Source organism: Pedobacter sp. ASV28 (assembly GCF_016428855.1).
In the GTDB taxonomy this organism is placed as follows: Bacteria; Bacteroidota; Bacteroidia; order Sphingobacteriales; family Sphingobacteriaceae; genus Pedobacter.
Genome location: NZ_JAELTN010000023.1, coordinates 53,662 through 76,450, shown reverse-complemented (window position 1 = coordinate 76,450; position 22,789 = coordinate 53,662). Strand labels below are relative to the sequence as shown.

General features: G+C 37.1%; 24 protein-coding genes. 7 read left to right on the top strand and 17 right to left on the bottom strand.

Annotation, left to right across the window (positions count from 1 at the left end; all coding sequences use genetic code 11):
- Nucleotides 1-55 precede the first annotated feature (55 nt).
- From JHD79_RS10690 to JHD79_RS10630, 13 genes are all read right to left on the bottom strand, one after another.
- A complete protein-coding gene (locus tag JHD79_RS10690) occupies nt 56-838 on the bottom strand; it encodes a carboxypeptidase-like regulatory domain-containing protein (RefSeq protein WP_199119224.1) in 783 nt (260 codons plus the stop codon).
- 3 nt (nt 839-841) lie between these two features.
- Complete coding sequence (gene rnr / locus JHD79_RS10685) at nt 842-2,977, bottom strand: ribonuclease R (protein ID WP_199119223.1); 2,136 nt, start codon at nt 2,975-2,977, stop codon at nt 842-844.
- A 147-nt stretch (nt 2,978-3,124) separates the two neighbouring features.
- Nucleotides 3,125-4,336, bottom strand: coding sequence for a hypothetical protein (locus tag JHD79_RS10680; RefSeq protein WP_199119222.1), 1,212 nt, complete (start codon nt 4,334-4,336; stop codon nt 3,125-3,127).
- Between the two features lie 185 nt (nt 4,337-4,521).
- A complete protein-coding gene (locus JHD79_RS10675; RefSeq protein ID WP_199119221.1) occupies nt 4,522-6,228 on the bottom strand; it encodes an ABC transporter ATP-binding protein in 1,707 nt (568 codons plus the stop codon).
- Nucleotides 6,228-6,941: a 3'-5' exonuclease gene (locus JHD79_RS10670; RefSeq protein WP_199119220.1), complete on the bottom strand. Its 714-nt coding sequence runs from the start codon at nt 6,939-6,941 to the stop codon at nt 6,228-6,230. The genes JHD79_RS10675 and JHD79_RS10670 overlap by 1 nt, the downstream gene beginning before the upstream one ends.
- A 334-nt stretch (nt 6,942-7,275) precedes the next feature.
- Nucleotides 7,276-8,667, bottom strand: a complete 1,392-nt coding sequence (locus JHD79_RS10665; protein WP_199119219.1) for an arginine decarboxylase — start codon at nt 8,665-8,667, stop codon at nt 7,276-7,278.
- 612 nt (nt 8,668-9,279) lie between these two features.
- On the bottom strand, nt 9,280-9,576 hold the full coding sequence (locus tag JHD79_RS10660) for a hypothetical protein (RefSeq protein ID WP_199119218.1): 297 nt from the start codon (nt 9,574-9,576) through the stop codon (nt 9,280-9,282).
- A 179-nt stretch (nt 9,577-9,755) separates the two neighbouring features.
- Nucleotides 9,756-10,373 carry a hypothetical protein gene (locus JHD79_RS10655; RefSeq protein WP_199119217.1) on the bottom strand — a complete coding sequence of 206 codons (618 nt, stop codon included), beginning with the start codon at nt 10,371-10,373 and terminating at the stop codon, nt 9,756-9,758.
- 99 nt (nt 10,374-10,472) lie between these two features.
- Complete coding sequence (locus JHD79_RS10650) at nt 10,473-10,661, bottom strand: hypothetical protein (RefSeq protein WP_199119216.1); 189 nt, start codon at nt 10,659-10,661, stop codon at nt 10,473-10,475.
- A gap of 163 nt (nt 10,662-10,824) precedes the next feature.
- The gene (locus JHD79_RS10645; protein ID WP_199119215.1) at nt 10,825-11,121 is read right to left on the bottom strand and encodes a hypothetical protein; all 297 of its coding nucleotides are present in this window, start codon (nt 11,119-11,121) and stop codon (nt 10,825-10,827) included.
- A 26-nt stretch (nt 11,122-11,147) separates the two neighbouring features.
- Nucleotides 11,148-11,390, bottom strand: coding sequence for a hypothetical protein (locus JHD79_RS10640; RefSeq protein ID WP_199119214.1), 243 nt, complete (start codon nt 11,388-11,390; stop codon nt 11,148-11,150).
- A 69-nt stretch (nt 11,391-11,459) separates the two neighbouring features.
- Nucleotides 11,460-11,834 (bottom strand): hypothetical protein, encoded by a 375-nt coding sequence (locus JHD79_RS10635; RefSeq protein WP_199119213.1) that lies wholly within the window; start codon nt 11,832-11,834, stop codon nt 11,460-11,462.
- A 1-nt stretch (nt 11,835) separates the two neighbouring features.
- Entirely contained in the window at nt 11,836-12,606 is a 771-nt protein-coding gene (locus JHD79_RS10630) for a DUF4595 domain-containing protein (protein WP_199119212.1), read from the bottom strand.
- 102 nt (nt 12,607-12,708) lie between these two features.
- Between JHD79_RS10630 and JHD79_RS10625 the strand changes: the two genes are divergently transcribed.
- From JHD79_RS10625 to JHD79_RS10610, 4 genes are all read left to right on the top strand, one after another.
- Entirely contained in the window at nt 12,709-12,927 is a 219-nt protein-coding gene (locus JHD79_RS10625) for a helix-turn-helix domain-containing protein (protein ID WP_199119211.1), read from the top strand.
- Nucleotides 12,927-13,277 carry a hypothetical protein gene (locus JHD79_RS10620; RefSeq protein WP_199119210.1) on the top strand — a complete coding sequence of 117 codons (351 nt, stop codon included), beginning with the start codon at nt 12,927-12,929 and terminating at the stop codon, nt 13,275-13,277. Before JHD79_RS10625 ends, JHD79_RS10620 begins: the two co-directional genes overlap by 1 nt.
- Before the next feature lie 320 nt (nt 13,278-13,597).
- Nucleotides 13,598-13,768 (top strand): hypothetical protein, encoded by a 171-nt coding sequence (locus JHD79_RS10615; protein ID WP_199119209.1) that lies wholly within the window; start codon nt 13,598-13,600, stop codon nt 13,766-13,768.
- Between the two features lie 532 nt (nt 13,769-14,300).
- Nucleotides 14,301-14,507, top strand: coding sequence for a hypothetical protein (locus JHD79_RS10610; protein WP_199119208.1), 207 nt, complete (start codon nt 14,301-14,303; stop codon nt 14,505-14,507).
- A 22-nt stretch (nt 14,508-14,529) separates the two neighbouring features.
- Here JHD79_RS10610 and JHD79_RS10605 read toward each other — a convergent pair whose 3' ends face one another.
- The 3 genes from JHD79_RS10605 to JHD79_RS10595 are packed head-to-tail and all read right to left on the bottom strand — an operon-like array spanning nt 14,530 to nt 17,382.
- The gene (locus JHD79_RS10605; protein WP_199119207.1) at nt 14,530-14,916 is read right to left on the bottom strand and encodes a hypothetical protein; all 387 of its coding nucleotides are present in this window, start codon (nt 14,914-14,916) and stop codon (nt 14,530-14,532) included.
- Nucleotides 14,917-14,970: 54 nt separating this feature from the next.
- Nucleotides 14,971-15,882 carry a citrulline utilization hydrolase CtlX gene (gene ctlX / locus JHD79_RS10600; protein WP_199119206.1) on the bottom strand — a complete coding sequence of 304 codons (912 nt, stop codon included), beginning with the start codon at nt 15,880-15,882 and terminating at the stop codon, nt 14,971-14,973.
- Nucleotides 15,883-15,933: 51 nt separating this feature from the next.
- Nucleotides 15,934-17,382 carry an arginine deiminase family protein gene (locus JHD79_RS10595; protein WP_370583319.1) on the bottom strand — a complete coding sequence of 483 codons (1,449 nt, stop codon included), beginning with the start codon at nt 17,380-17,382 and terminating at the stop codon, nt 15,934-15,936.
- 561 nt (nt 17,383-17,943) lie between these two features.
- On the opposite strand from JHD79_RS10595, the gene argS reads away from it, so the two are divergent.
- From argS to JHD79_RS10580, 3 genes are all read left to right on the top strand, one after another.
- Nucleotides 17,944-19,716, top strand: coding sequence for an arginine--tRNA ligase (gene argS / locus JHD79_RS10590; protein ID WP_199119204.1), 1,773 nt, complete (start codon nt 17,944-17,946; stop codon nt 19,714-19,716).
- A 57-nt stretch (nt 19,717-19,773) separates the two neighbouring features.
- Nucleotides 19,774-20,568 carry a TSUP family transporter gene (locus tag JHD79_RS10585; protein WP_199119203.1) on the top strand — a complete coding sequence of 265 codons (795 nt, stop codon included), beginning with the start codon at nt 19,774-19,776 and terminating at the stop codon, nt 20,566-20,568.
- A 288-nt stretch (nt 20,569-20,856) separates the two neighbouring features.
- Nucleotides 20,857-21,378 carry a hypothetical protein gene (locus JHD79_RS10580; RefSeq protein WP_199119202.1) on the top strand — a complete coding sequence of 174 codons (522 nt, stop codon included), beginning with the start codon at nt 20,857-20,859 and terminating at the stop codon, nt 21,376-21,378.
- A 183-nt stretch (nt 21,379-21,561) separates the two neighbouring features.
- Here the strand turns inward: JHD79_RS10580 and JHD79_RS10575 are convergent, their stop codons facing one another.
- The gene (locus JHD79_RS10575; RefSeq protein ID WP_199119201.1) at nt 21,562-22,686 is read right to left on the bottom strand and encodes an AI-2E family transporter; all 1,125 of its coding nucleotides are present in this window, start codon (nt 22,684-22,686) and stop codon (nt 21,562-21,564) included.
- Nucleotides 22,687-22,789 lie beyond the last annotated feature (103 nt).

Sequence of the window (22,789 nt, the reverse complement as noted above, 5' to 3'; positions counted from 1 at the left end):
CCCCCCCCCCCCCCCCCCCCCCCCCCCCCCCCCCCCCCCCCCCCCCCCCCCTTTTTTACGCAGGTCTCGTGGGCTCGGAGATGTGTATAAGAGACAGATTGGTATAATATTGCTTTTTATTACTGCCTTTATATTTACAACTTATTACGGCAATATCTTGGTTGGGTTGCTCAATGTATTTTTCTACAGCAATATCAAAATCCTTTAAATTATTTAGGCTTACAAACTTTCCGGTTTTTTCAGGAAGTAGGTAACCCCCAAAAGTGAAGGTAAGGTAAGATTGGTTGTTGAGCGAAAAAGCGATTTTCTCATTAAGTTCGGCAAATCTACTTTGTTTGGCGATCCAACCTTTCACTTTATGTGCATTAAGTTCCAGATCGTAGAAAAGCTCATAGATCTGGCTTGGTCTATCGTTCAACGAAGTTAGTTGTCTGTAGAAAGCATTCCCATAGAAGTTGAGATTTTCATTGACCCTTGCTTTTTCTAAGGCCGCCTTTAGAATTCTTAGTCCTTTATAGGGGTCAACAGTAACCATGTTGAGGTTAATGGCAGCAGGCTTTAGCTTGACCAATAGCGTAGTAGATGGAGAAGTCACTTCTTGGTCTGCTGTAAAATAGCTCACATGGCTATATCGTAGTTTTGCAGGAAAATTGGCACTTTTTAAGACAAATTCCCCATTTTCATTACTTACAGTTGCATTATTGGTGCCCATTATACCGATGGAAACAAATGGGATGCCTGTACCGGTAAGTTCATCAACTACTTTGCCCTGTATGTTTTGTGCATAGCTATTTATGCAGGTGATGAGCATTAAAAAGAGTAAACGATAGTGCAGCATATGTTAATCTTGTATCAATGAGAAATCTATTTGTCGCTTGGATAGATCTACTTTTTTTACCTTAATTTTTACCTCATCGCCCAATTGGTATTTGCGTTTTTTACGTTGGCCAATAATACAATAGTTTTTTTCATCGAGCACATAAAAATCGTCGCTAATGTCACGCAGGCGAATCATTCCTTCGCATTTGTTTTCTTCAATTTCTACGTACATGCCCCATTCGGTTACGCCAGAGATGATACCCATATAGGTAGAACCAATATTGTTTTCCAGATATTCGGCCTGTTTATACTTTATGGAAGCTCTTTCGGCGTCTGCAGCTCTTTTTTCCATAGCAGAAGAATGAGAACTTGCCGTTTCGTATTCCTCGGCATTGGCCGATTTGCCACCTTCTAGGTACAAGGCTAAAAGGCGGTGTACCATCACATCGGGATAACGACGGATAGGGGAGGTGAAATGTGTATAATAATCAAATGCCAACCCGTAATGGCTGCTTTTTTTGGTTGTATAAACAGCCTTGGCCATAGAACGGATGGCCAGTGAAGTAAGAATATTTTGTTCTTTCTTACCTTCTACATCTTCCATTAGGAAGTTAAGTGATTTGGCAATTTCCTTATCTGATTTGGTATTGATCTTATAGCCGAAACGGGAAGCAAAAGAAGCAAAACTATTTAGGTTTTCCAGGTTTGGAGAATCATGTGAACGATAAACAAAGGTATATTTTTGTTTCCCTTTGCCCTTTTTCGCAACGAATTCGGCCACCTTTTTGTTGGCCAAGAGCATAAAATCTTCTATAAGCTTATGGGCATCTTTTCTTTCCTTTACGTAAACGCCAATAGGCTTGCCAGATTCATCTAATTTGAATTTAACTTCAGCACTTTCAAAACTGATGGCCCCATTTTTAAATTTTGCATCTCTTAAAATATAAGCCAGTTCGTTCAGTTTCAAGATTTCCTCGACGTAATCTCCTTGTTTGGTTTCGATTACTTCCTGGGCTTCTTCATAGGTGAAGCGCCTGTTGGAATGGATTACAGTTCGGCCAAACCATTGTTGGAGGATATTTGCCTGGTCATCCATTTCAAAAACAGCCGAGAAACAAAGCTTATCTTCATGCGGACGAAGAGAACATACCCCGTTGCTTAAGCGTTCAGGCAGCATGGGGATTACCCTGTCTACCAGATAAACAGAAGTGGCCCTGTGATAGGCTTCTTTATCCAAACTGCTATTTGGGATTACATAATGAGATACATCGGCAATATGTACACCAATTTCGTAATGGCCATTGTCTAATTTTTTAAAAGAAATGGCATCATCAAAATCTTTGGCATCAATGGGATCAATGGTAAAGGTAACGGTATCACGAAAATCCCTGCGGCCTTTTATTTCTTCTTCGGTTATGGTTTCCGAAATGGCATTAGCCTCTTTTTCTACTTCGGAAGGAAAGTTTAGTGGAAAACCATATTCGGCCAAAATGGCGTTCATCTCGGTATTGTTTTCGCCTTGATTACCTAAGATATGGATAATTTTTCCAATAGGATTTTTGGCGCCCTCAGGCCAATCTGTAAGTGATACTTGTACTTTTTGTCCGTTTTTTGCACCATTAATATCACCTAGGGGAACAAAAATATCATGTAGCATCTTTCTGTCATCAGGAATAACAAAAGCAAACCGATCAGATATTTTGGCTACGCCGATAAATTCTGTTTTGGTACGTTTAATGATTTCGACAATTTCTCCTTCATTTCTCCTTCCGCCACTTTTCTTGGCAAAAACATAAACTTTAACTTTATCTCCATGAAGCGCATTACGCAGCTTTCTTGGACCCACAAAAATGTCTTTTTCAAATTCATCGTCGGGCACAATAAAAGCTGAGCCGTCGGCAGTCATATCTACTGTTCCAGTCACAAAGGTTTTTAATTCTTTGAGTTTGAATTTCCCTCGTTCTGGCCTTATGAACAAACCTTTTTCAGTTTGCTCAATGAGCACTTCTAAAATGGTGTCTATAGCTACCTTATCGCTAAGGTTAAGGCGGGCAGCAACTTGCTTGTGATTGAGGGAAATATTTTTGTTTTTTTCGAAAATATCACTAATTAGCTGAGTGAGGACAAGTTTGAACTGAACATTTTTATTTTTTGCCATAATTGTATACCAATGGTACCGAAGATAAGAAATGTATGCTTAGTATGGGGTGTTTTTATCGAATTATTGAAAAAATATGATAAGCATAATGCACAACAAAAAAGCCCAGACTAAGTCTGGGCTTAAAAAAAATAACAATTATATCAATTAAGATTTTTTGAGGTTGAACACATAAGTACCTCTCTTCCCACATGCCACAAATACATAGTTGCCTGCAATTCTAGAACTTATTACGTTGAAATCTCCGCCGAAAGTACTTGAGAAATGTGTTTTTGCAAGAATTTTAATTTTATTGTTTTCAATGGTTGCTACCACTAGGCTATTGCCTGTAGAAATATAGATTTTATCACTTACAATAGAAATAGAATTTACCCATCCGCCTACATCAACTTGGTTGATTAATTCGCCGGTAGTCTTATCTACATAAATTAGATAGTAGTTGTTACCAAAGATAAAGTTTCCATTATCTAAGGAGGCTACACTACCAATATTTATATTATTGCTCGGTACAGGCCACCACTTATAATTGGTTTCGGCAGCTGTATTAGCGTTGAAAGTTGCATAACTGTAACCATTGGTTGCTATAATGTCTTGGTTGGATATGGTAATAGATCTTGCCCCACCATATGGTTGAAAGGCGGTCCTGCTTGCTTTTTGGCCATCGAAGGAGATAATGCTTACACCTCCATTTGAAGAAGACGCCGCATAAACCTTTCCATTGTTTTGGTTGTATTTTACATCTTTGGTAGAGTAGCCTTCTAAACCTACCACTTGAGGGTCAGCCAAGCTACCACCGCTTGTTCTAACTACGCCAACTACAGCAGGAGCCGGATAGTCATAAGTTTCATAAGTTTTAAGGTCCATCCCCAAGTAGAGGCGACCGCCGCCGTTATTGATACAGGTAATATCTGCATCTGGAGTACTGACTGAAGAAACTAATTGAGGGGTGCCAGATTGAATTTGAATAACATCTACACCACCGCCATAGGCATCGCCAGGGGTTTGGTAGGCAATGGCATAATAATTACCATAGGCCGAAACCTCAAGGGCGCTAAGTTCATTGTTGTTCACACCAATTTGAGGGTTGATTTTTCCTTTATAAACTAATTGATAAGGAAAAGCATCCGTTGCGGCATTTGTAGTTACCGTGTTGGAGGTGCTAACATCAGATACATTTTGAAAATCTAGGGTTATTCCTTCATTGGTCAGATCAACACGGCTTGAAGAGGTGCCATTGTTGATTTTAATGATTTTACTTGCTCCATCTTCCTGAACTATATCTTGCGCTTCTTTTTTACAAGAGTAAATAGTTGCAGATAACAAGAGCGCGGCAACTAATAGGTACTTGTTTTTTAACATTTTTTTTGGTTTTTATTGATACGGTTTAAACTAATAAAGAAAAAATAGTGCCAAATATCTGTTGGAAGTAAAAGTATCTATTTTCATGTATCTGAGACTATTTTATAAAATATACACCTGTGGAACTGATTTTTAAATGTGGAATTTTATGTTTTTTTGAGTAAATTCTTCTACGGTTTTTGAAGTTAGAAATTCCCAGGTATGGCTTCAATCAACTTCTGTGTGTAGGCTGCTTTAGGGTGTTGGTAGATGGTATCTGAAAATCCCTGTTCTTCTATTTTTCCTTTATTCATCACAATCATACGATCGGAAATATGTTTGACTACGGCAAGGTCATGAGAGATGAAAATATAGGTCAGGCCAAATTCTTCTTGTAGGTCTCTTAATAGATTTAATACCTGTGCCTGTACCGATACGTCTAATGCAGAAACGGATTCGTCGCAAATAATAAATTTGGGCTGTAGGGCCAAGGCCCTGGCAATAACGATACGCTGACGTTGGCCCCCTGAAAATTCATGTGGGTAACGATCGAAATGTACGGGCTCTAGGTTTACCTTTTCCAATAAATGGAGCACATGTGCCTTCCTATCGGTATCGTTGGCAAAAACTTGGTGTACCTGTAAAGGTTCCATGATTGATTGGCCTACCGTTATTCTGGGGTTTAGAGAAGAGTAGGGATCTTGGAAGATAATCTGTATCTCTCTTCTGAGTTTGCGCAGTTCAGCTTTTTTAAGGTGTGTAATGTCTTTGCCTTCGAAAATTAATTGTCCGGAAGTAGGTTCTACCAAACGCAGTATGGTACGGCCCAAAGTGGTTTTTCCACAACCTGATTCGCCCACTAAACCAAGGGTTTCACCAGGATATACCTCAAAAGAAATATTGTCAACTGCTTTTACAAAATCATTGGTTTTGCCGAACAAGCCTTTTTTGATAGGGTACCAGGTACAAATATCCTTCACTTGTAAAATGGGCTGTTGCACATAAAGCAATTTTCTTCTTTCTATGATCTCAAATTCATTATAGGTATTTTGTTCTAGTAAATGTTGTAGGCCAACATGCTGATCTTCATTCAGAAAATCGGCAACGGTTGGCAATTTTTTTAATGATCTTTTGGGAGATGGCCGACAGGCCAGCAATCCTTTAGTATAGGGATGTTGTGGATGATCAAATAACTGCCTGGCCGGGCCTTGTTCCACAATATTCCCTTTGTACATGACCAATAGCTCATCTGCAATTTCACTCATCAGACCCAAATCATGTGATATAAAGATCATGGCCATGTTGCGTTCATTTTTTAAGCGCAACAATAATTGAAGAATGGTTTTTTGTACGGTTACATCTAGAGCTGTGGTAGGTTCGTCGGCAATGAGCAGCTCGGGATTGCAGCTCAAGGCCATAGCAATCATAACACGTTGTTTTTGGCCGCCTGATAACTGATGGGGGTAACTCTCAAAAATATTTTCTGGCCTGGGCAGTTGGACTTCCTTAAAGAGCGCAATGGTCTGTTCTTTTGCTAGCTGTTTGTCTACCTGTTGATGTAGGATGATGGCTTCCTGAACCTGATACCCACAGGTAAACACAGGATTTAAGGAGGTCATCGGTTCTTGAAATATCATAGAGATCTTGTTTCCACGATATTTTCTGATTTCCTTATCTGAAAGGTCTAGCAGGTCGATGTGCTCAAAATCTATAGATCCATTAATTTTTGTATTCTTGGGGTCATGCAAACGCATGATGGAAAAAGAAGTCACTGATTTGCCAGAGCCTGATTCTCCAACAATGCCCAATACCTTGCCCTTGTTAAGGCTAAAGTTGATGTCATGGACAGTAGTTAACCAGCTTTTTTCTTCCTGGTTATAAAATTGGATGGCAAGATTTTTTACGTTAAGCATTACTTTACTAAGGTAATATATTCTTCGGGAATTGCAGCTAATCCTTTAAAACGTAATAAGACTTGTGCTGTGGTGATTACATCTTTTTGACAATATTGAACAATACGTGGCAGGTTGTTCTCTTGGTAATAAACTTGCTTGACCATGCTGCCATCTATATCCTCCTTAGGAGTGGGGAGCTGGAGAACAGTAGCCAATAGGTTTAATGAGGTGAAGTTTTTATAATCGCCGAACTTCCATAGTTCCATAGTGTCGATATGATGGATTTCCCATGGACGCTTACCAGAAATCTGTAGTGGTATGGGAATGGGCAGCCCATTGATTAATAAGCGCCTGCAGAGATAGGGGAAATCGAACTCTTTTCCGTTATGCGCACATAATTGTAGATCTGGAGACTGTTTATTGAGCAGCTCAATGAATTGCTGCAATAGTTGTTTTTCTTCATGGCCAGCAAAAGAACTGACCCTTAAGTGTTCCTGATGATCTTGTTTATGAAAAAATCCTATACTGATGCAGATAATTTTACCAAATTCGGCCCATATTCCTGCACGTTCATAAAACTCGGCAGCAGTTTGTTCTTCTTTGCGCAGGTTCCTGGTTTTATGTTCCCACAATTCCTGTAATGGTGAAGCCATTTCTTCAAAACGTTCATATTGGGGAACAGTTTCAATATCGATGACGAAAATATTGTTAAGCTTAATGTCTTTTAACATGGCAATTCGATGCAAGGATTAATCCAATTTACCGAAAAGTTTAAAATTTGTGGCTATTTTGTTTTTAAATTCTTTAGAGGAAGACCACTAAGTTTTTAATCTGCCTTGAGCTGTTTGATGAAAAGCTAAGAAATGGTTACCATATTAGGCACTTCAGTTCACCTTAGCTTTAGGATGTAGGTCCTAAGGTTTTTTAATATATCTTGGATGGTTGATGAAATACGAAGAAATGATTACTAGCTTAGTTCATCTTAGCTTTACAGCAAGATTATCGCCAACAAAAAATCCCTCTCTTTCGAGAAGGATCAGTTGTAATTTATCCAATAAATTTCGCCTAGGTATAACCTAAGATTTTAAGCACTTGCTTACTGTTTTGTTCTTCTCCAAAAACTTCGAAGTTAAAAGTTTCATCTCGGTTTCTACGGATGATCACATGTTTTGGACTAGGCAATAGGCAGTGGTGTATGCCGCCATAACCACTTAACACTTCTTGGTATGCGCCAGTATTAAAGAAGCCAAGGTATTGTACCTTGCGTGTTTTGGGCATAAATACACTGTTCATGTGGGCTTCCTGGTTGTAGTAATCTTGACCATCGCAGGTAATGCCCCCTAAGTTTACACGTTCATATTCCGCATCCCAATTATTAATGGGCAACAGTACATATTTCTGGTTCAGTGCCCATACATCGGGTAGGTTGGTAATGAACGAGCCATCGAGCATCAACCATTTTTCACGGTCGTTCTGTTGCTTACGTCCCAATACTTTATATAAAATACCAGAAGCCTCTGCCACGGTATATTTTCCAAATTCGGTAATGATATCTGGCTCTACCACTTCATGTTCGGCACAAATCTCTTTGATCCTTTTTACAATCTCGTTTACCATATATTCGTAATCGAAATCGAATACCAGGCTATCCTTAAATGGCATTCCTCCACCAATATCCAAAGTGTCTAGTTCTGGGTTGATTTTTTTGAACTTACAATACAAGGTTACATATTTCTCCAGCTCATTCCAGTAATAAGGAGTATCGGAGATACCTGAGTTAATGAAGAAATGCAGTAATTTTACCCTAAAATTAGGATTGGCCGAAATCTTACTGTTGTAAAAATCAATTACATCCTCCATACGTACCCCCAAGCGTGAGGTATAAAACTGCGAGTCTGGTTGTTCTTCTGCTGCGATACGAATTCCCAAATTACATGGTGTATCCAACTCTATTTCATCATCGTAAAGGTTAAATTCTTCCTTGTTGTCCAATACGGGAATAATATTCTTGAAGCCATCATGCAGCATATCAATGATGTATTGTTTGTATTGAAAGGTTTTAAAGCCATTGCAAATTATGGTGGTATCCTTGGTGAGGTTACCTTTTTTCTCTAAGGCCTCAATCATAGGCATATCGAAAGCCGATGATGTTTCTAAGTGAATGTCGTTTTTTAAAGCTTCTTCTACGATATGCTTAAAGTGAGAACTTTTAGTACAATAGCAGTATTTATAGTCGCCTCTATAGTTGTTCTTGATAATTGCCGTTTGAAACAATAGTTTTGCCTGCTGAATTTTTTTGCTCACCATGGGCAGGTAGGTGAAACGTAACGGCGTGCCGTAAGTTTCAATCATTTCCATCAGATTTAAATCGTGGAAATATAATTCATCATCTATAATACTATAGCCTTCTTGCGGAAAGCCAACACTTAGATCAAGAAACTCTTCGTAACTCTGCATTGTTCAATTTTTTTTGCAAAAATGTAATTTTAATTCGAGAAAAATGTATCACAAATAACATTTTTATATTAACTCCAAAAAAGAGATTTAGTTTTTAGTTTTTTAACCAGTTAGGTAACTTTTGTGTTCGATGTAAGTTTCTGATTTCTTTTTAGTTAGGTTAGGGTTGCTTTGTTTTTTCAACTTTTGTAGTAAAACTAAAATTGATATAATGTTTTAGGGTATTTGGCACTAATTCTTTTGCTTAATATTTGTAAAGCCATGGTAGTGGTATTTCGGTTCCGAAAGTCCGGCTTTTTACTACAATCTTTTTGTTTAGGCATCCTATCTTCCGAGGAACGGCTTGACCCGATAGATCGGGGAAGAATCTATTTATGAATTACTTTAACTTTTGGATCCTTCATTAGCGTTCAGGATGACAAGGTGTAAAACAAAAAGTATTTTCGTTTCAATCAGGTTTGGTTAACGAAACACAATGTAAAAAATTAAAAATCCTTTCATTGCCAGACACGGAGCAATCTTAAAGCTAACCATAGCCGACATTAGTTTACTATGTAAACGCTTTGTGATTGTAAACTAGAAACGATGGTAAAAGATGAATGAATGTCTAATTTAATACTTAGATATAATATCACCTAGGTTTTTAAATTTACTTTCATTAATGATATTTAGTATTTTGGGGTTATTGGTAAAAACTTCAGAAAGAATAGTCTTATAGTTCTTTTTCGTGAATTCAAAGGTCACCCCATCTTTCTCAAACATAAAGATGGTTTGTTCAGAGCCTATACCACCATCTTTCCAGGCGATATGGTTTGAAGATGCGGTGCTCGATATAGCGGACTGAGTAACAGATACTCCTGGTGCCGAATTTTGTGGGCGTTTAGTTTTAGTATAAATTTTAGGTAACACTTACCCAAATGGGACAAGGTTAATTTTCTGATTAAAATAAACTAAAACTTATAAAAGTCAAGTAAAAAAAATCCCTTGTTTTGAATATCAAGGGATTTTATATTAATTATACGCAATGATATATTACTTTACACTAGTAATAATTGCTAATAATCAAACCAATTTTTAACTCTCTGAGGTTAGTTTTTCCCTAAAAAACTGTTAAGCATTTCTTCAGGTGTTTCATAAAATTTAGCATACTCATTTATAAACTTTTCGGTAAAATTATTTCTAATTTTTACATCATAATCGGTATTATATACTTGACCACATAAGTTTAATATCTCTATCATTTCTGCAACGTGTTCTTTTGCAGTTTTAAACTCATCATCCTCAAACGCAGTCACTGTAAATGGTTCACCTTTTTTATCTAAATGAGCAAATGTAGAATCTCTTATTTTTCTGATGTTTTTTAAGTGAAAAGTGGATTGCTGTAGAGTGTCAATTTTTGATTTCACCAACTCATAATGTTTGTAATCTTGGTGAACTTTTCTAATCTTTTCATTTAATTTAGTCAAAGACCCCCAATTTTCATCTTTTTTGTTATTATCACCTTCTAATAGCTTGCAATATTCACATATGAAAACATACATCAGACCCATATGATAAATCTTAAAAGTATGTTGAGATACAAAATGATACTCTTTACCTTTTCGTCTTTTATAAATAGTAGAAAGTTCGTCAACAACTAAATCTAGACGATGCAAGCATCCTATTACATGAAGAAAATTTTTAACTTTTGTTTCTTTTACGCCCATTGTCAATTATATGATTTAGATTATAATTTATCTAGTTAATCTTTTATTATAATATCCAATTCTCTATATTTTTCATCAGTCATAGCTATAACTTTACTTCTATTTTTTCTTTTCCAATAGTTCTACTAATCTCTTCAAGAGTTTGTTATTATCTAACATTACCATTTCAAGGTTATGTAATCTCTGATTGGCTTGTTCAAGTTCGTTATGAGTAATTGTAATCCAAGCTGTATTGGTTTCAATCATGCCAAGTGAGCTGATTATTTCATCGAATTGTTCTTCTTCCATTTTAATAAAAGTTTTGACGTGAATTTTCAATAAATAAGATATTTATGATTATGAAGATTACAAAAGAAATAGAAATAATAAATGGAACTATAGCTATTTGCGGTTGTTTAGTTCCTCACTTATCATTAAATGATTTAGAAATAGATTTTGATGTAGAAGAAAATCAAGAATCAAGTAGTTCAACTTCACTTAGTTTCAAAAGAACATCTTGTTGATTATCTTCAAATGGATTACACATAATAAATACATCAAGATGTTTGGAAGAAAGAAACTTGTTTAATGCAACTTTTTCATCCCTATTATTCAGATAATAATCAACAAGGAAAATTTTCACCTTCCCATCTGCTGGTGCTGGAAAAACTTTATTAATTATATATTTTTTTTCATTGTAGAGAACTTGTCTTCCAATTAAATTCCCTGTTTTAGATATTGCTTCACGGCATTGAGTTAGATTCATCATACAGAATTGAGAATAGTTAGAAGAAATTATCTTGTGTTGCTTTCTATTGAAGAAGTGTTTGAATCTATTGTTTCCAATTTGTCTTTAATGACATAACGATAATCCCAAATCCCGGGTTTCTCAAGTAAGGCATAATAACGAGTGTAGCCATCTGAGTCTTGGTAAGCATTTGAAGCAATTACTATGAAGTTATTAATTCCAGTTAGATGTTCAAGCTCTCTTGAAAAATTCTCAATGTCTTCCTGGTCGAGTGCGATAAATTCAGCCATATAATTTTTGTTTAGGTTTAATAATTACATAAATATATAGTATTAGTTTCTAATTATTATAAACTTTAATTATTTAGAATAGGCAGCAATATCATTGTTTATCGCCTGTTCGTCATATATTGTAAGACCTGCACCACCAGCACCACTAATGCCATTCCTTTTTATGGCATAGTACATCCTCCCATAGTTCAAGGCTTCTGTAAATTGCTTATTCTGTAGACAATAGAGATAATTCTCCAACGATTTCTTTTCAGCTATATATCTTAGGTAGAAATATACATATCCAATTATACAACCTACAATACCAAGAATGGTATAAAGTATAATGTTGCTTGAGTTGGTAGCCCAATACACAAACCCCATAGTGCAGAACATTACTACAGGTACTAATATCTTCAGTAATGATATCAGAGATTTTAGAGACGATAGATTATTTTCTAACATATTAGTTGCACTCCCATTTTAAATCAGCACTAAAACTTCTGTTGCTGTTGCCACTTAACGTGATTGTAACCTTTATAGGTTTGCCACTCGAATCATATTCATAATCATATCTGATATAATCATTACTTGATGGAAATCTGATTGTCTTAATCAGATTCTTACTCTGTTTACCTAAATATGATGTAAGGATAATGTATGGTTCGACTTTATCACTTAACATATATTCATATTCCAATAACTTATTTAAGCCCATATCAAAGCCGCTTGGAGCTATCTTATCATAATATTCTATTGTACTAGTTTCACTACCTACAGTTAGTTTGGTAAGATTGCCATTGGTATAGGTCAATGCCCTATTATTACCAATCGACCAATGATTATCCTTTATAGTGGATAAATAGCCGTCAGAATTATATGTAAAATCAGAATATCTGTTTGGTTCATCTACTGAATACATCAACCTTGTAATCCTATTGTTGGATAATGTATAGTACATTTTTTTGTTAGATGGAAAATCGGTAACGGTGACTTTATCGTTGGCATACTCAAATGTTCTATAGCTAGGTAGTTCGTAGGAAGCCCCATTATTGGTAAATGACTGTTTTGTTATCCTATTCTGTGAATCATAGGTGTAATCCACCTTAAAAGCTGTCATATCGTATGATATGAGCTTACAATTGTTGCTCTGTTTTGTTTCATCATTAGGTGTTCCTGATTTTTTGCACGAAGCAAATACGCATAAAGCGAAAAAAAGAATTGAGAGTTTTTTCATATTGATTGTTGATTTTGTGAAAAGCAATTATATAGAAATTATTTTCAAAATACAACAAATACGTTGTATTCTATTTAATGGTTTAGCTTTTCCTTTATACGGATGGAAAAGAAAGATGTTATATTGAAGAGACTCGGTGAACGTATCAGGCAGATACGCAAGGAAAAAGGTATAACACAAAAAGATTTGGCATATTCTATTGATAAAGACCAACAGTCAATACAAAGGTTGGAAAAGGGCAATGTAAACCCATCTTTATACTACCTGTGCGAGATAGCCGATGGTCTAGGGGTAGAAATTAATAAACTATTGGAGGAATAATGATGAACTCTTACGAGAAGTCAGTAAAGAAAGCGCAAGTAATAAGGGATTCTATTGAAACAATAAGATTGAGGGAGTACAAAAATCTAGGCTATGCTATTGATAAATGGGAACTATCTTTAGAAACAAATCCACACATAATTCCATTCTCTGAATATTCAAGAGTTTATATATTTAATAATCAAGTTGACACATTGGTAAATAAGTTTATGGCAGAGAACTATAAACTATTAACGGAGAATGAGTTAGAAAATGGAATTACAAAGGATTTAAAAGCTTTCTTAGTTCTAAAATATCCATATTCGCAAGTTCCTGAATTTGATGATATCTATCATGAAGATATTCCTTGAGTTTTTGCTTTGATAGCTCAACTCTTTCTGAATCAGAATATTTATCTGAATTAACGTAATACATTATTGTCTGTATATAATCATTAGCTTGGTTGTCTAACATTAGATTTACAATACTAGATTTTTCGTGTTGATTTTCCATACATATAAATATACAGCAGTAAAAATATTTTATAAATGGTATAATTATCTAGAGAAATCAATAAGAAATTATTTTTAAATTTCCAAATTTTTTCTTATATTTGTTTTATGTTCAATGAATTTAAAACTTATAACCAATTTTTAGATTACTTCAACAAAGGATATAGCTGCATAAAATCATGGCAAAGAAGAAGGGAAAGAGCAGAAAGGAAAAACAAAAGCAACTTGAAGAAAAGTATAATGAAAAAGTTATAATAGATGCTTCTTTCGAGGATTTGGTAAAACTAAGTTTAGGAATTAAACCTAAGACAGCACCTAAAGAAGACGATAAAGAAAAAGGTTCAGAATAATCACTGAACCTTTTTTTTTATAAGATAATCCCTACCCAGCGTTATCCTGTTTCGCTAGTTAATCTTCTAAATATCTAACAATTACCTTGCTCTTGGTGTGGAAAACTTGTGTCATATGATTTGCGAAGTTATCAATAAACCTGCGTACATTTGAAGTAATAATTAAAAAGCCCGACATTAGTCAGGCTCTTAATTTCTTGTTAGGAAGCGACTAAGATTCAGTATTCGTTCTTAGTGAGCTGGAAACTTAGGCTACGTTAGCGCCCCGATTATTTGAACTCGCGATTCATGTATTCGGGGTTTTCTGTTTCTAATTCTTTAGCAAAGGTAGTAAAGTATCCTACACGCAACAACATGTAACATACCTGTTACACTTATATTTTTCCACAAATGTCTAAAATGTGTTTATTTCGTTAATTCCAAGTTGATTACAGTGTGAAATAAATGTTTGAGTTGTTATGAATGAGTAGCTATTTTATTGATTATACATGAGACATAACACTTATATTAGTATATCAACAAATTATAACATATGGGACTAACACCTTCAGAAGTCAAACGAGCAAATGCTGTATTAAAGTCCTATCAATTTAAAGCCTTGTTATCAATCTTGAGCAAGGAACAGCGAGAACAATACGATTCCTATATTCAAGAACATCTTCCTGACCTAAAAGCCACTTTGGAAAAATTTCTAGCAAGATATGATGCCGAGGATATTGTGAGACAACTTAAAAAATAACCTTGTCCCATTTGAGTAAGTATTACCAAATTTTAATATCTGGACTACTTAGAACTAACTTGGCTAAGTATAAATTTTTACCTTCCTTATTAACAGACTTTACAGAAAAACTGTCTATATATTTTTCAAGTGTTTTTTTAGAGTTAAACCCACTTTCATAATATACAGTTCTCTCAGTACTTACAATAGATTTTATATTTTCTATTTTTATCTTCTCCCACTTGGCATCCTCATTTTTTTTGTAGTAAAAGCTATTTGAGTATGCAAAGAAGCTAACTAGCCCTTCTATTTTTTCATTGTTCTTATTATAGTAATATCCTTTTTTGTATGTTCTCCCAAAAAGACCTTGAGCTTTGATTGTAAGAGTATTAATAATCAGAATGGAAATAATAAAGATGGTAGTTTTCATGAGAGATTATTTTTTCCTAAATGTAAATAATTGTTGGGAATTGCCGTAATTATATTACCTCAGCGGCAAATGTACTTCTGCCAACATACACCTGGCACTGCCGCCACCGTTTTGTTCAATGGTATAGAGCGGTGCCGTGATGATTCTGTTAAAGTTTTCCAGTTTTGTAATCTGGGTGCCATGCAACGACCTTAAGGCCTGGGCAGACATGACCAAAATTTTTTCTCCAGCGGCATTGTTCAGCTGCAGCATATTTCCGGCAAAGTGGTTCATCTGATCAAAACTAATCTCTATCACTTCCTTTCCGCTATTGACCAGGCTTTGTTTTACCATTTCCCTTTCCTGTATTTTCTTGATACTTTCCAAACAGATGACTACGTAATGGTCTGCCACGCACATCATCACATTGGTGTGGTAAATAGGATAATTTTGGGCATCGACAGCCTGAAAAGCAATGGGAGTATAACCCGTGAGCATACAGAAATTGTTCAATACTTCCTGGTCTGTCCGTATGCTTAGGCAAGCATAAGCAATTTTATTTTCCCTATCTAATACCATGCTGCCCGTACCTTCCAAAAATAAATGCTGCTGTTCGTAGAAACTTAAATCGCTGGTATGGTTTATTTCAAAGGTTTGGGAAAGTTCTTCAATTATTTCTTTTCGACGTTCCAACCTTCTATTGGCCGAAAACATGGGATAAAGATAAACCGAGCCATCTTCATGGAAAGAGACCCAGTTGTTGGGAAATATCGAATCGGGTGTTTCAGGTTGTAAAGTATCGCTAATGACCTTTACATCTATGCCATTTTCTCTTAATATATCCACAAAGCCGTCAAATTCAGCCAATGCTTTTTCTTGCACATTTTCCTGTTCACTGGCTACCTGAAATTTATTGTCAATGGCAGTTTGTTCATTAAACTTGAAGTCTACCGGACGGATCATTAATAGGTGTGATGTTGTTTGCATAGGAGTGAAAAGTTTAAAGTTGAAAGTCCAAAATGTGCTGTCGTAAGTTTTTTACTTTGAACTTAATTCGTCTCTCAAAATGGGTAGGCTCATACAATGGAAACCACCTCTTGCTCTTGAAAGTTCTGCCGAGGGCATTAAGATCAAGGTATCGGTTAAGCTAGCTGCATCGGTTCTTCCACTTTCCAGGTCAGCGATCAGGTCTTGCACTTTTATGATATTAAAGCCATTTGCCTTGAAAGCCTCTACCGTTTTATCGTTACGGTCGTATCCTAAAACTACGCCTTCTTTTAGGGCCAATAAATTACAGGAGTCGGTCCATTGTTCCCGGCTGTCGTACGGAAAAATATGATTACCGCTGTAAATGATTCTTGTAGGTGAATTACTGCCGAGCTCATTCCTGCTAATATCATCCAATAAAGCTTCTACATGTTCAAAAACCTTAGGCTGCCCTGGTCTGTCTTTGTAGAATTGTATGGCTGTAGTAGCTTCTAGCTTTTCTGGCTCTTTTAAAAAATGGATAGGTTCGGTCGTATCATAAACCGGACTGTGGGCAATACTGTGTAGAATAACCCAGGTGTCTCTTTTTACCTGCGTGAAAACCGTATCTAGGTGCATATAATCGCGTTTGGCAGGAATTTTTACCACGGTGACCTTATCTACTACATGATTGTCGAACAAAAGCTTGATGGCCTCGTTGGCTCCTTCTTCAGAGGTACGTTCGCTCACGCCAATTAATACATGGTTGGGGCTTACCATCATCACATCGCCACCTTCCAAAGTGGTACGGAAACTGGGCTCATCGCCTGGTCGCAGAAAATGCTGTGTAGGGTCGGGAATTTCGAGCACATTATTTTGATAAGCTTCGAAAAACGGATGGTTGAAGAAAATATAGCGCATTAACAAGGTTTCGCGTACTCGAGCTTTTTTGGCAGGCTTGTTCAGCAATATGTACTGGTTAATGGTAGTGCCCACATCGCGGGTAAAAATCAAGTTCGGAATGGGCGCAAAAATCATGGTGTCATCGGCCATTGTACCCGAAATGAAGATTTCTGCCAGCTCTTTCGGATCGGTGTCTATCAATTTGAGCTGTAGCTTGTAGGTACAGCCCTCTATGGCACAGACTGCTGCGGTCAGCTTCTTTTTCTTTGAAGTATCCGCTAAGATATCAGCCAGTAGGTTCTGTACTTCTACTACCTGTTCAGAGTGGTGAAAATTTGGGTGATTGGGCTTATAGAAGCCCCGATTGGCTTCTTCAGAATCAATAGCAGCCAATTTCCCCTTGATTTTTTCTGGATCGAGAAAATACATCAAAAGCTTGATGTAGTAATCATATTCATTCCTTCGGATGGTATAAAGGTGTACAATGTCTTCAAATAGCCAATCTTGTGCTTTTGAGGGCACTACTTTGCCCAATCCACTATCTGGGCTGTGTACCAATAATTTCCTTAATCTTCCAATTTCGGTAGTTACGCCTATCTTAAATGGATTACTCTGCATGCTCATATCATTTTGGTGTTAGTACAAAACTATCCTTTTTTTTGAAAGTACCTAGTTTTTTGGTTGTTGGATGTTTAGCTTTTTGGGTGTTTTTCTGAAAAGCAATAAGGGTGCTGCTATTTAAATGTAGCCCCGCTTTTCGTTACAATCTTTTTGTCTATTCTTTGTGCTGTCATTCCGAGGAACGAGGAATCTGTTATGGTAATGCTTCTAAACCTAGAGAATCTTCGGTGCGCTGAGAATGATAAGAAACAAAAAGTATTTACACGCCAATCGGGTTTAGTTGGCAAGTGTTATGCACAGGTTTAAGTTTTCTAAACCTGATCATAATGGAAAGCTTTTTCAATGTCAGTCTGAGCCTGCCGAAGACAATGGAAAAACTTGAAATGGATAGCAGGGCTAGCTGTTGATCGCAGAAGCTAATTTGCTTTTCAATTTAGTTCAATAGCTCATTAGTTTATCCGTTCAATAGATTGATTTGCCATGCTCGCCCTCTAATCAACTAAATAACAAACCAACCAAAAAACTAAACTTTTCAACAATTAATGTATTTTTGTCATTATGAATTTTATTGTCGCTGGCGCAATTAAGGCCGTTAAAGAATTATATGAGCAAGAAATTGCAGAAAACGTAATCAACATACAGGAAACACGTAAAGAATTTGAAGGGCAGGTAACTATTGTGGTTTTTCCATTTGTACGGTTTTCTAAAAAATCGCCAGAGGAAACCGCTAATGATATTGGCCGCTATCTTCAAGAAAAGGTAAACGAAGTAGTAGGCTTCAATGTGGTGAAGGGTTTTTTGAACTTAAGTATTGCAGAAAGCTATTGGATAGACCTGCTGAATAATACTTTATTGGTTCCTAGTTTCCTTTCTATTAAACCAAAGGGAGAAAAGGTGATGGTGGAGTATTCATCGCCCAATACCAATAAGCCATTGCATTTGGGACACGTACGTAATAACCTGTTGGGCTATGCTGTTTCAGAGCTGCTTAAGGCCGATGGTTATGAGGTGGTGAAGGTAAACTTGGTAAACGATAGGGGTATACACATCTGTAAATCGATGCTGGCCTGGCAAAAATGGGGCAATGGCGAAACACCGGAAAGCTCCGGCTTGAAGGGGGACCATTTGGTAGGAAAATACTATGTGGTTTTCGATAAGGAATACAAAAAGGAAATAGGGGCTTTAGTGGCCGAAGGCCAAACCGAAGAAGAAGCCAAAAAAAATGCGCCATTAATTAAAGCGGCACAACAAATGCTTTTGAAATGGGAGCAGGGCGATAGCGAAGTGGTAGCGCTTTGGGAAAAAATGAATGGCTGGGTGTACCAGGGCTTCGATGTTACCTATAAAAAATTAGGCGTAGATTTCGATAAATATTATTACGAAAGCAACACTTACCTGTTGGGGAAAGATACGGTAGAGGAGGGCTTGGCTAAGGGTGTTTTCTTTAAAAAAGAAGATGGGTCGGTATGGATTGACCTTACGGCCGATGGTTTAGATCAAAAATTGGTTTTACGTGCCGATGGTACCTCGGTTTACATTACCCAAGATCTGGGTACTGCGCAAATGAAGTACGATGATTTTAAAATGGACAAATCCATATACGTGGTAGGTAATGAGCAAGATTACCATTTTAAAGTGTTGTTTCTTATCCTTGAAAAGTTGGGCAAAAGTTGGGCAAAAGGTTTATACCATCTTTCTTATGGTATGGTTGACCTGCCAAGCGGAAAAATGAAAAGTAGGGAAGGCACAGTAGTAGATGCCGATGACCTGATTGCTGAAATGGTGGATACGGCCAAGCAGAAGACAGAAGATTTGGGCAAGACGAACGACTTTTCGGAGGCTGACAAACAAGAACTGTATAGTACCATTGGCTTAGGGGCCCTGAAATATTTCCTTTTAAAGGTAGAGCCTAAAAAACGTTTGTTATTCGATCCTGCAGAATCCATCGATTTTCAAGGAAATACAGGTCCGTTTATCCAATATACACATGCCCGTATCAAATCCTTATTGAGCAGGGCAGAGTATCAGTTTAAGGTGCCTAGTTACGCAGATCTGAATTTGACACCTACAGAATTGGATATGGTAATGTTGTTGGCCAAATATCCAACAGAAGTAGCTGAAGCGGCCAAGGCCTATAGTCCGGCATTTATTGCCAACTACCTATATGAAGTTGCCAAGCTGTTCAATAAGTTTTATCATGAAGTGCCTCCTATTATCAAGGAAGAAAATGAAGCGCTTAAACAGCATCGTTTGAACATCTGCAGGTTAAGTGCCGATGTGATCAAAGCTGGAATGGGTATTTTGGGAATTAAGGTACCCGAAAGGATGTAGGCTGAACCCAAAAGATAAGATAATAAGGATCAAAATAGGCACTAATGAACTGCCAATATGCATGAAATCTTAAGTGTGCTCAGCACCAATGCAACTGAACTGGTATTGCTTTGTCTGGCGGCCTTTGCTGCAGGTTTTATCGATGCCATAGTAGGTGGCGGAGGCTTATTGCAAACGCCCGCTACTTTGTTGATTTTGCCACAATATCCAGTAGCTACCTTATTGGGAACCGTGAAGATTCCATCACTGGCAGGCACGGCAGTAGCTGCGGTAAAATATGCCAAGCAGGTAAAGTTTAACCTGGCAGTTTTGGCCACGTGTACGTTTACAGCTTTTCTGGCCTCTTTAACAGGGGCCTATTTGGTAAGTAGGATCAATAATCAACATATTAAACCCATTATTTTGGTGGTGCTGATCGCAGTTGCTCTGTATACTTATTTCAACAAGCAATTTGGAGTGCAACAGCAGAGAAACCAAACCTTGGCCAGACAAGTCTTACTGGCTGCTGTTTTTGGCCTGGTCATCGGTTTCTATGATGGACTGATAGGGCCTGGAACCGGTTCGTTTCTTATTTTGGTTTTTATTGGTGCTTTGGGCTTCGATTTCATTGGGGCAAGTGCCCATGCCAAGATCGTAAATGTAGGCACTAACCTCGCCGCACTCCTCTATTTCAGTTCTACCGGACATGTGCTCTTTCAATATGCCATTCCAATGGCCGTCTTTAATATACTAGGTTCTTTTCTGGGTGCCAAGCTGGCCCTGCTCAAGGGCAATAAGTTTGTCCGTATCTTCTTTTTGATCGTTGTTTTTGGTACCATTTTAAGATTTGCTTACGATGTGTTCTGGAAGTAGTTATGGGTTGAAGGTTGAAAGGAGCCATCACATGGCTAATTGTGGGTTGATCATCGCTTTTGTTGTCAGTTTGCAGTAGTATCGACCGTTTATTTTTTGCTTTAATTGAGTTTATTGTATGTTGATCTTTAAGTCGGGTTAAATTGTAAATAGGTGACCAGTTAGTATCTTAAGGTTTGTTTATGTTTTGATTTTGAGGTGATTAGTTGTGGTTGTGAAAACATTGGGTAAACAATAATGTTCTGCGAAAAAAGAATTACATTGCAATTCATTAAAATTAACTCGATTATGAAAAAAATCAAATTACCCCTTTTTTTAATGTTTTTTGCTGTTTTATTTTCTTGCAAGAAAGAACAGGCCTCTTTTGAAACCATTAAAACCGATGCTGCAAAAGAAAAGAAAATGAATGGCCCTGAATGTCCTGATTGTGACCTGATTATTGACTGGGTACCTGAAGGTGGGGGGCATGCTTCCTTTGATTGTAATGCCGGAACCGGGGTATGGGATATGAACAATACGGTAAGGGTCTATATCTCTTATGAACGTCAGAATGGACTATTGGTAATCAAGTCGCTTGGTGCTGGAAAATCTCCATTATACACTGGACCTTCCACAACGAGTACTCATGTTTATACACCAATATACAGCCAGATTAACCAAACAGATGGCTTAATCACTGCAACAATTTCTGGTTATACAAAAATACGTATGCCTGGCGAACCAGCTAGTTCTCCAAATGCATGGATGTATGAAAATTTTGTTTATTCTATTATTATCGATACCTGTAACCAAACAGGATTTTGTGGATAAAGAAATAATCAACAAGCCACTTTGGATGGCCCAACGGTGGCTTGTTACATATTATACTAAATATTAAGCCATATCGGCTATGGTTAATGTCTAGTCAATTAACCAATTAAACAATTCAGCAGTTAAACAATTAACCAGTTCCACCAAAAAACGAACTAACTAACCAACCAAAAAACCAACCGACTATTTCTTATCTATCACCCCAGATTTGGTCTTTACAGGTCCCTTTTTTCTATACATGGAAAAACTCATCGGACTTTTGGCGGGTCTTTCATCGCCCAATAGAACACCCCAATGCCTAAACCCTTCGCTTCGGTCGAATATGACCTTCAGTACCGCTATAATTGGCATAGACAGGAACATGCCTGATATGCCGGCAATTGTACCGCCTATAACCACACCCAAAATAGAAACCAGTGCATTGATTTTTACTTTAGAGCCTACTATTCTTGGCATCAGAATATTATTGTCTAAAAACTGAACAAAGGCAATGACCAATAATACCGTAATGACAGGCGATAATTGTGGGGAGGAAGTTAAAGTGATCAATACCCCAAGTATATTGCCAATGAGGGCACCCACATAAGGAATAAGATTTAAAATGGCAAAGATTACCCCAATAAGCAGTGCGTGTTTAATGCCAAAAAGCATTAGGATACCGCCCAGCATAATGGTCATGTAGGTAATTTGTATCAATAGGCCCACCAGATAGTTTTTGATGATGGATTCCGATTCATATACTGCTTCCTTTACCCTTGGGTGGTGGTCTATTTTAAACCACATGAAGATAAAACGCAGCAAGATATCTTTGTAGAATAGAATAAGATAGATATAGATGGGAATTAGGCCTAAAAATACAAAAATTCCACTTAAGGTAACGGCAGCACCACTAGCAGCCTTGCCCGCCATATTCAACAGGTCATCGCTCTTCTCATTAATAAACTTTTCCTGTTTGCTGAGCGAGAAATTGGTAAAACTGCTGATCCATTCCTGCAATGATTTCAGGTGCTTGGCCACGTTGCTCTTGATCTGGGGGAAATCGTTCACCAAGATGCCGATCTGTGCTGAAAAGAACCAGATAATGCCCGCTACAAAGATAAAGACAATTAAGATGGGCAATATAATCGACAACGATTCTGGGAATTTATATCTTCTTAAAAATCGATAAATGGGCAGTAGTAGTATACTGATGAAAAAAGCCATGATTACGGGCATAATAATATCTCTACCGACTACCAATATGGCAATGATCAAAGTTAGGCCTAATAATTCTATGGATCTTTTTACAGTTAAAGGAAATTCTCTCATATAGCGTAGTTTGGGTTTTTTGATACCTAACACTAAAGTAAATAAATTGTTTGTGTTAAGGAAAATGAACCCATAATAACCTAGAAGACCTTACTTTGCACTT

Bases quoted from the DNA above. Each gene is read 5' to 3' on its own strand.
- JHD79_RS10690 (WP_199119224.1), bottom strand. From the start codon at position 838: ATGCTGCACTATCGTTTACTCTTTTTAATGCTCATCACCTGCATAAAT.
- rnr (WP_199119223.1), bottom strand. From the start codon at position 2,977: ATGGCAAAAAATAAAAATGTTCAGTTCAAACTTGTCCTCACTCAGCTA.
- JHD79_RS10680 (WP_199119222.1), bottom strand. From the start codon at position 4,336: ATGTTAAAAAACAAGTACCTATTAGTTGCCGCGCTCTTGTTATCTGCA.
- JHD79_RS10675 (WP_199119221.1), bottom strand. From the start codon at position 6,228: ATGCTTAACGTAAAAAATCTTGCCATCCAATTTTATAACCAGGAAGAA.
- JHD79_RS10670 (WP_199119220.1), bottom strand. From the start codon at position 6,941: ATGTTAAAAGACATTAAGCTTAACAATATTTTCGTCATCGATATTGAA.
- JHD79_RS10665 (WP_199119219.1), bottom strand. From the start codon at position 8,667: ATGCAGAGTTACGAAGAGTTTCTTGATCTAAGTGTTGGCTTTCCGCAA.
- JHD79_RS10655 (WP_199119217.1), bottom strand. From the start codon at position 10,373: ATGGGCGTAAAAGAAACAAAAGTTAAAAATTTTCTTCATGTAATAGGA.
- JHD79_RS10650 (WP_199119216.1), bottom strand. From the start codon at position 10,661: ATGGAAGAAGAACAATTCGATGAAATAATCAGCTCACTTGGCATGATT.
- JHD79_RS10645 (WP_199119215.1), bottom strand. From the start codon at position 11,121: ATGATGAATCTAACTCAATGCCGTGAAGCAATATCTAAAACAGGGAAT.
- JHD79_RS10640 (WP_199119214.1), bottom strand. From the start codon at position 11,390: ATGGCTGAATTTATCGCACTCGACCAGGAAGACATTGAGAATTTTTCA.
- JHD79_RS10635 (WP_199119213.1), bottom strand. From the start codon at position 11,834: ATGTTAGAAAATAATCTATCGTCTCTAAAATCTCTGATATCATTACTG.
- JHD79_RS10630 (WP_199119212.1), bottom strand. From the start codon at position 12,606: ATGAAAAAACTCTCAATTCTTTTTTTCGCTTTATGCGTATTTGCTTCG.
- JHD79_RS10625 (WP_199119211.1), top strand. From the start codon at position 12,709: ATGGAAAAGAAAGATGTTATATTGAAGAGACTCGGTGAACGTATCAGG.
- JHD79_RS10620 (WP_199119210.1), top strand. From the start codon at position 12,927: ATGATGAACTCTTACGAGAAGTCAGTAAAGAAAGCGCAAGTAATAAGG.
- JHD79_RS10615 (WP_199119209.1), top strand. From the start codon at position 13,598: ATGGCAAAGAAGAAGGGAAAGAGCAGAAAGGAAAAACAAAAGCAACTT.
- JHD79_RS10610 (WP_199119208.1), top strand. From the start codon at position 14,301: ATGGGACTAACACCTTCAGAAGTCAAACGAGCAAATGCTGTATTAAAG.
- JHD79_RS10605 (WP_199119207.1), bottom strand. From the start codon at position 14,916: ATGAAAACTACCATCTTTATTATTTCCATTCTGATTATTAATACTCTT.
- ctlX (WP_199119206.1), bottom strand. From the start codon at position 15,882: ATGCAAACAACATCACACCTATTAATGATCCGTCCGGTAGACTTCAAG.
- JHD79_RS10595 (WP_370583319.1), bottom strand. From the start codon at position 17,382: ATGCAGAGTAATCCATTTAAGATAGGCGTAACTACCGAAATTGGAAGA.
- argS (WP_199119204.1), top strand. From the start codon at position 17,944: ATGAATTTTATTGTCGCTGGCGCAATTAAGGCCGTTAAAGAATTATAT.
- JHD79_RS10585 (WP_199119203.1), top strand. From the start codon at position 19,774: ATGCATGAAATCTTAAGTGTGCTCAGCACCAATGCAACTGAACTGGTA.
- JHD79_RS10580 (WP_199119202.1), top strand. From the start codon at position 20,857: ATGAAAAAAATCAAATTACCCCTTTTTTTAATGTTTTTTGCTGTTTTA.
- JHD79_RS10575 (WP_199119201.1), bottom strand. From the start codon at position 22,686: ATGAGAGAATTTCCTTTAACTGTAAAAAGATCCATAGAATTATTAGGC.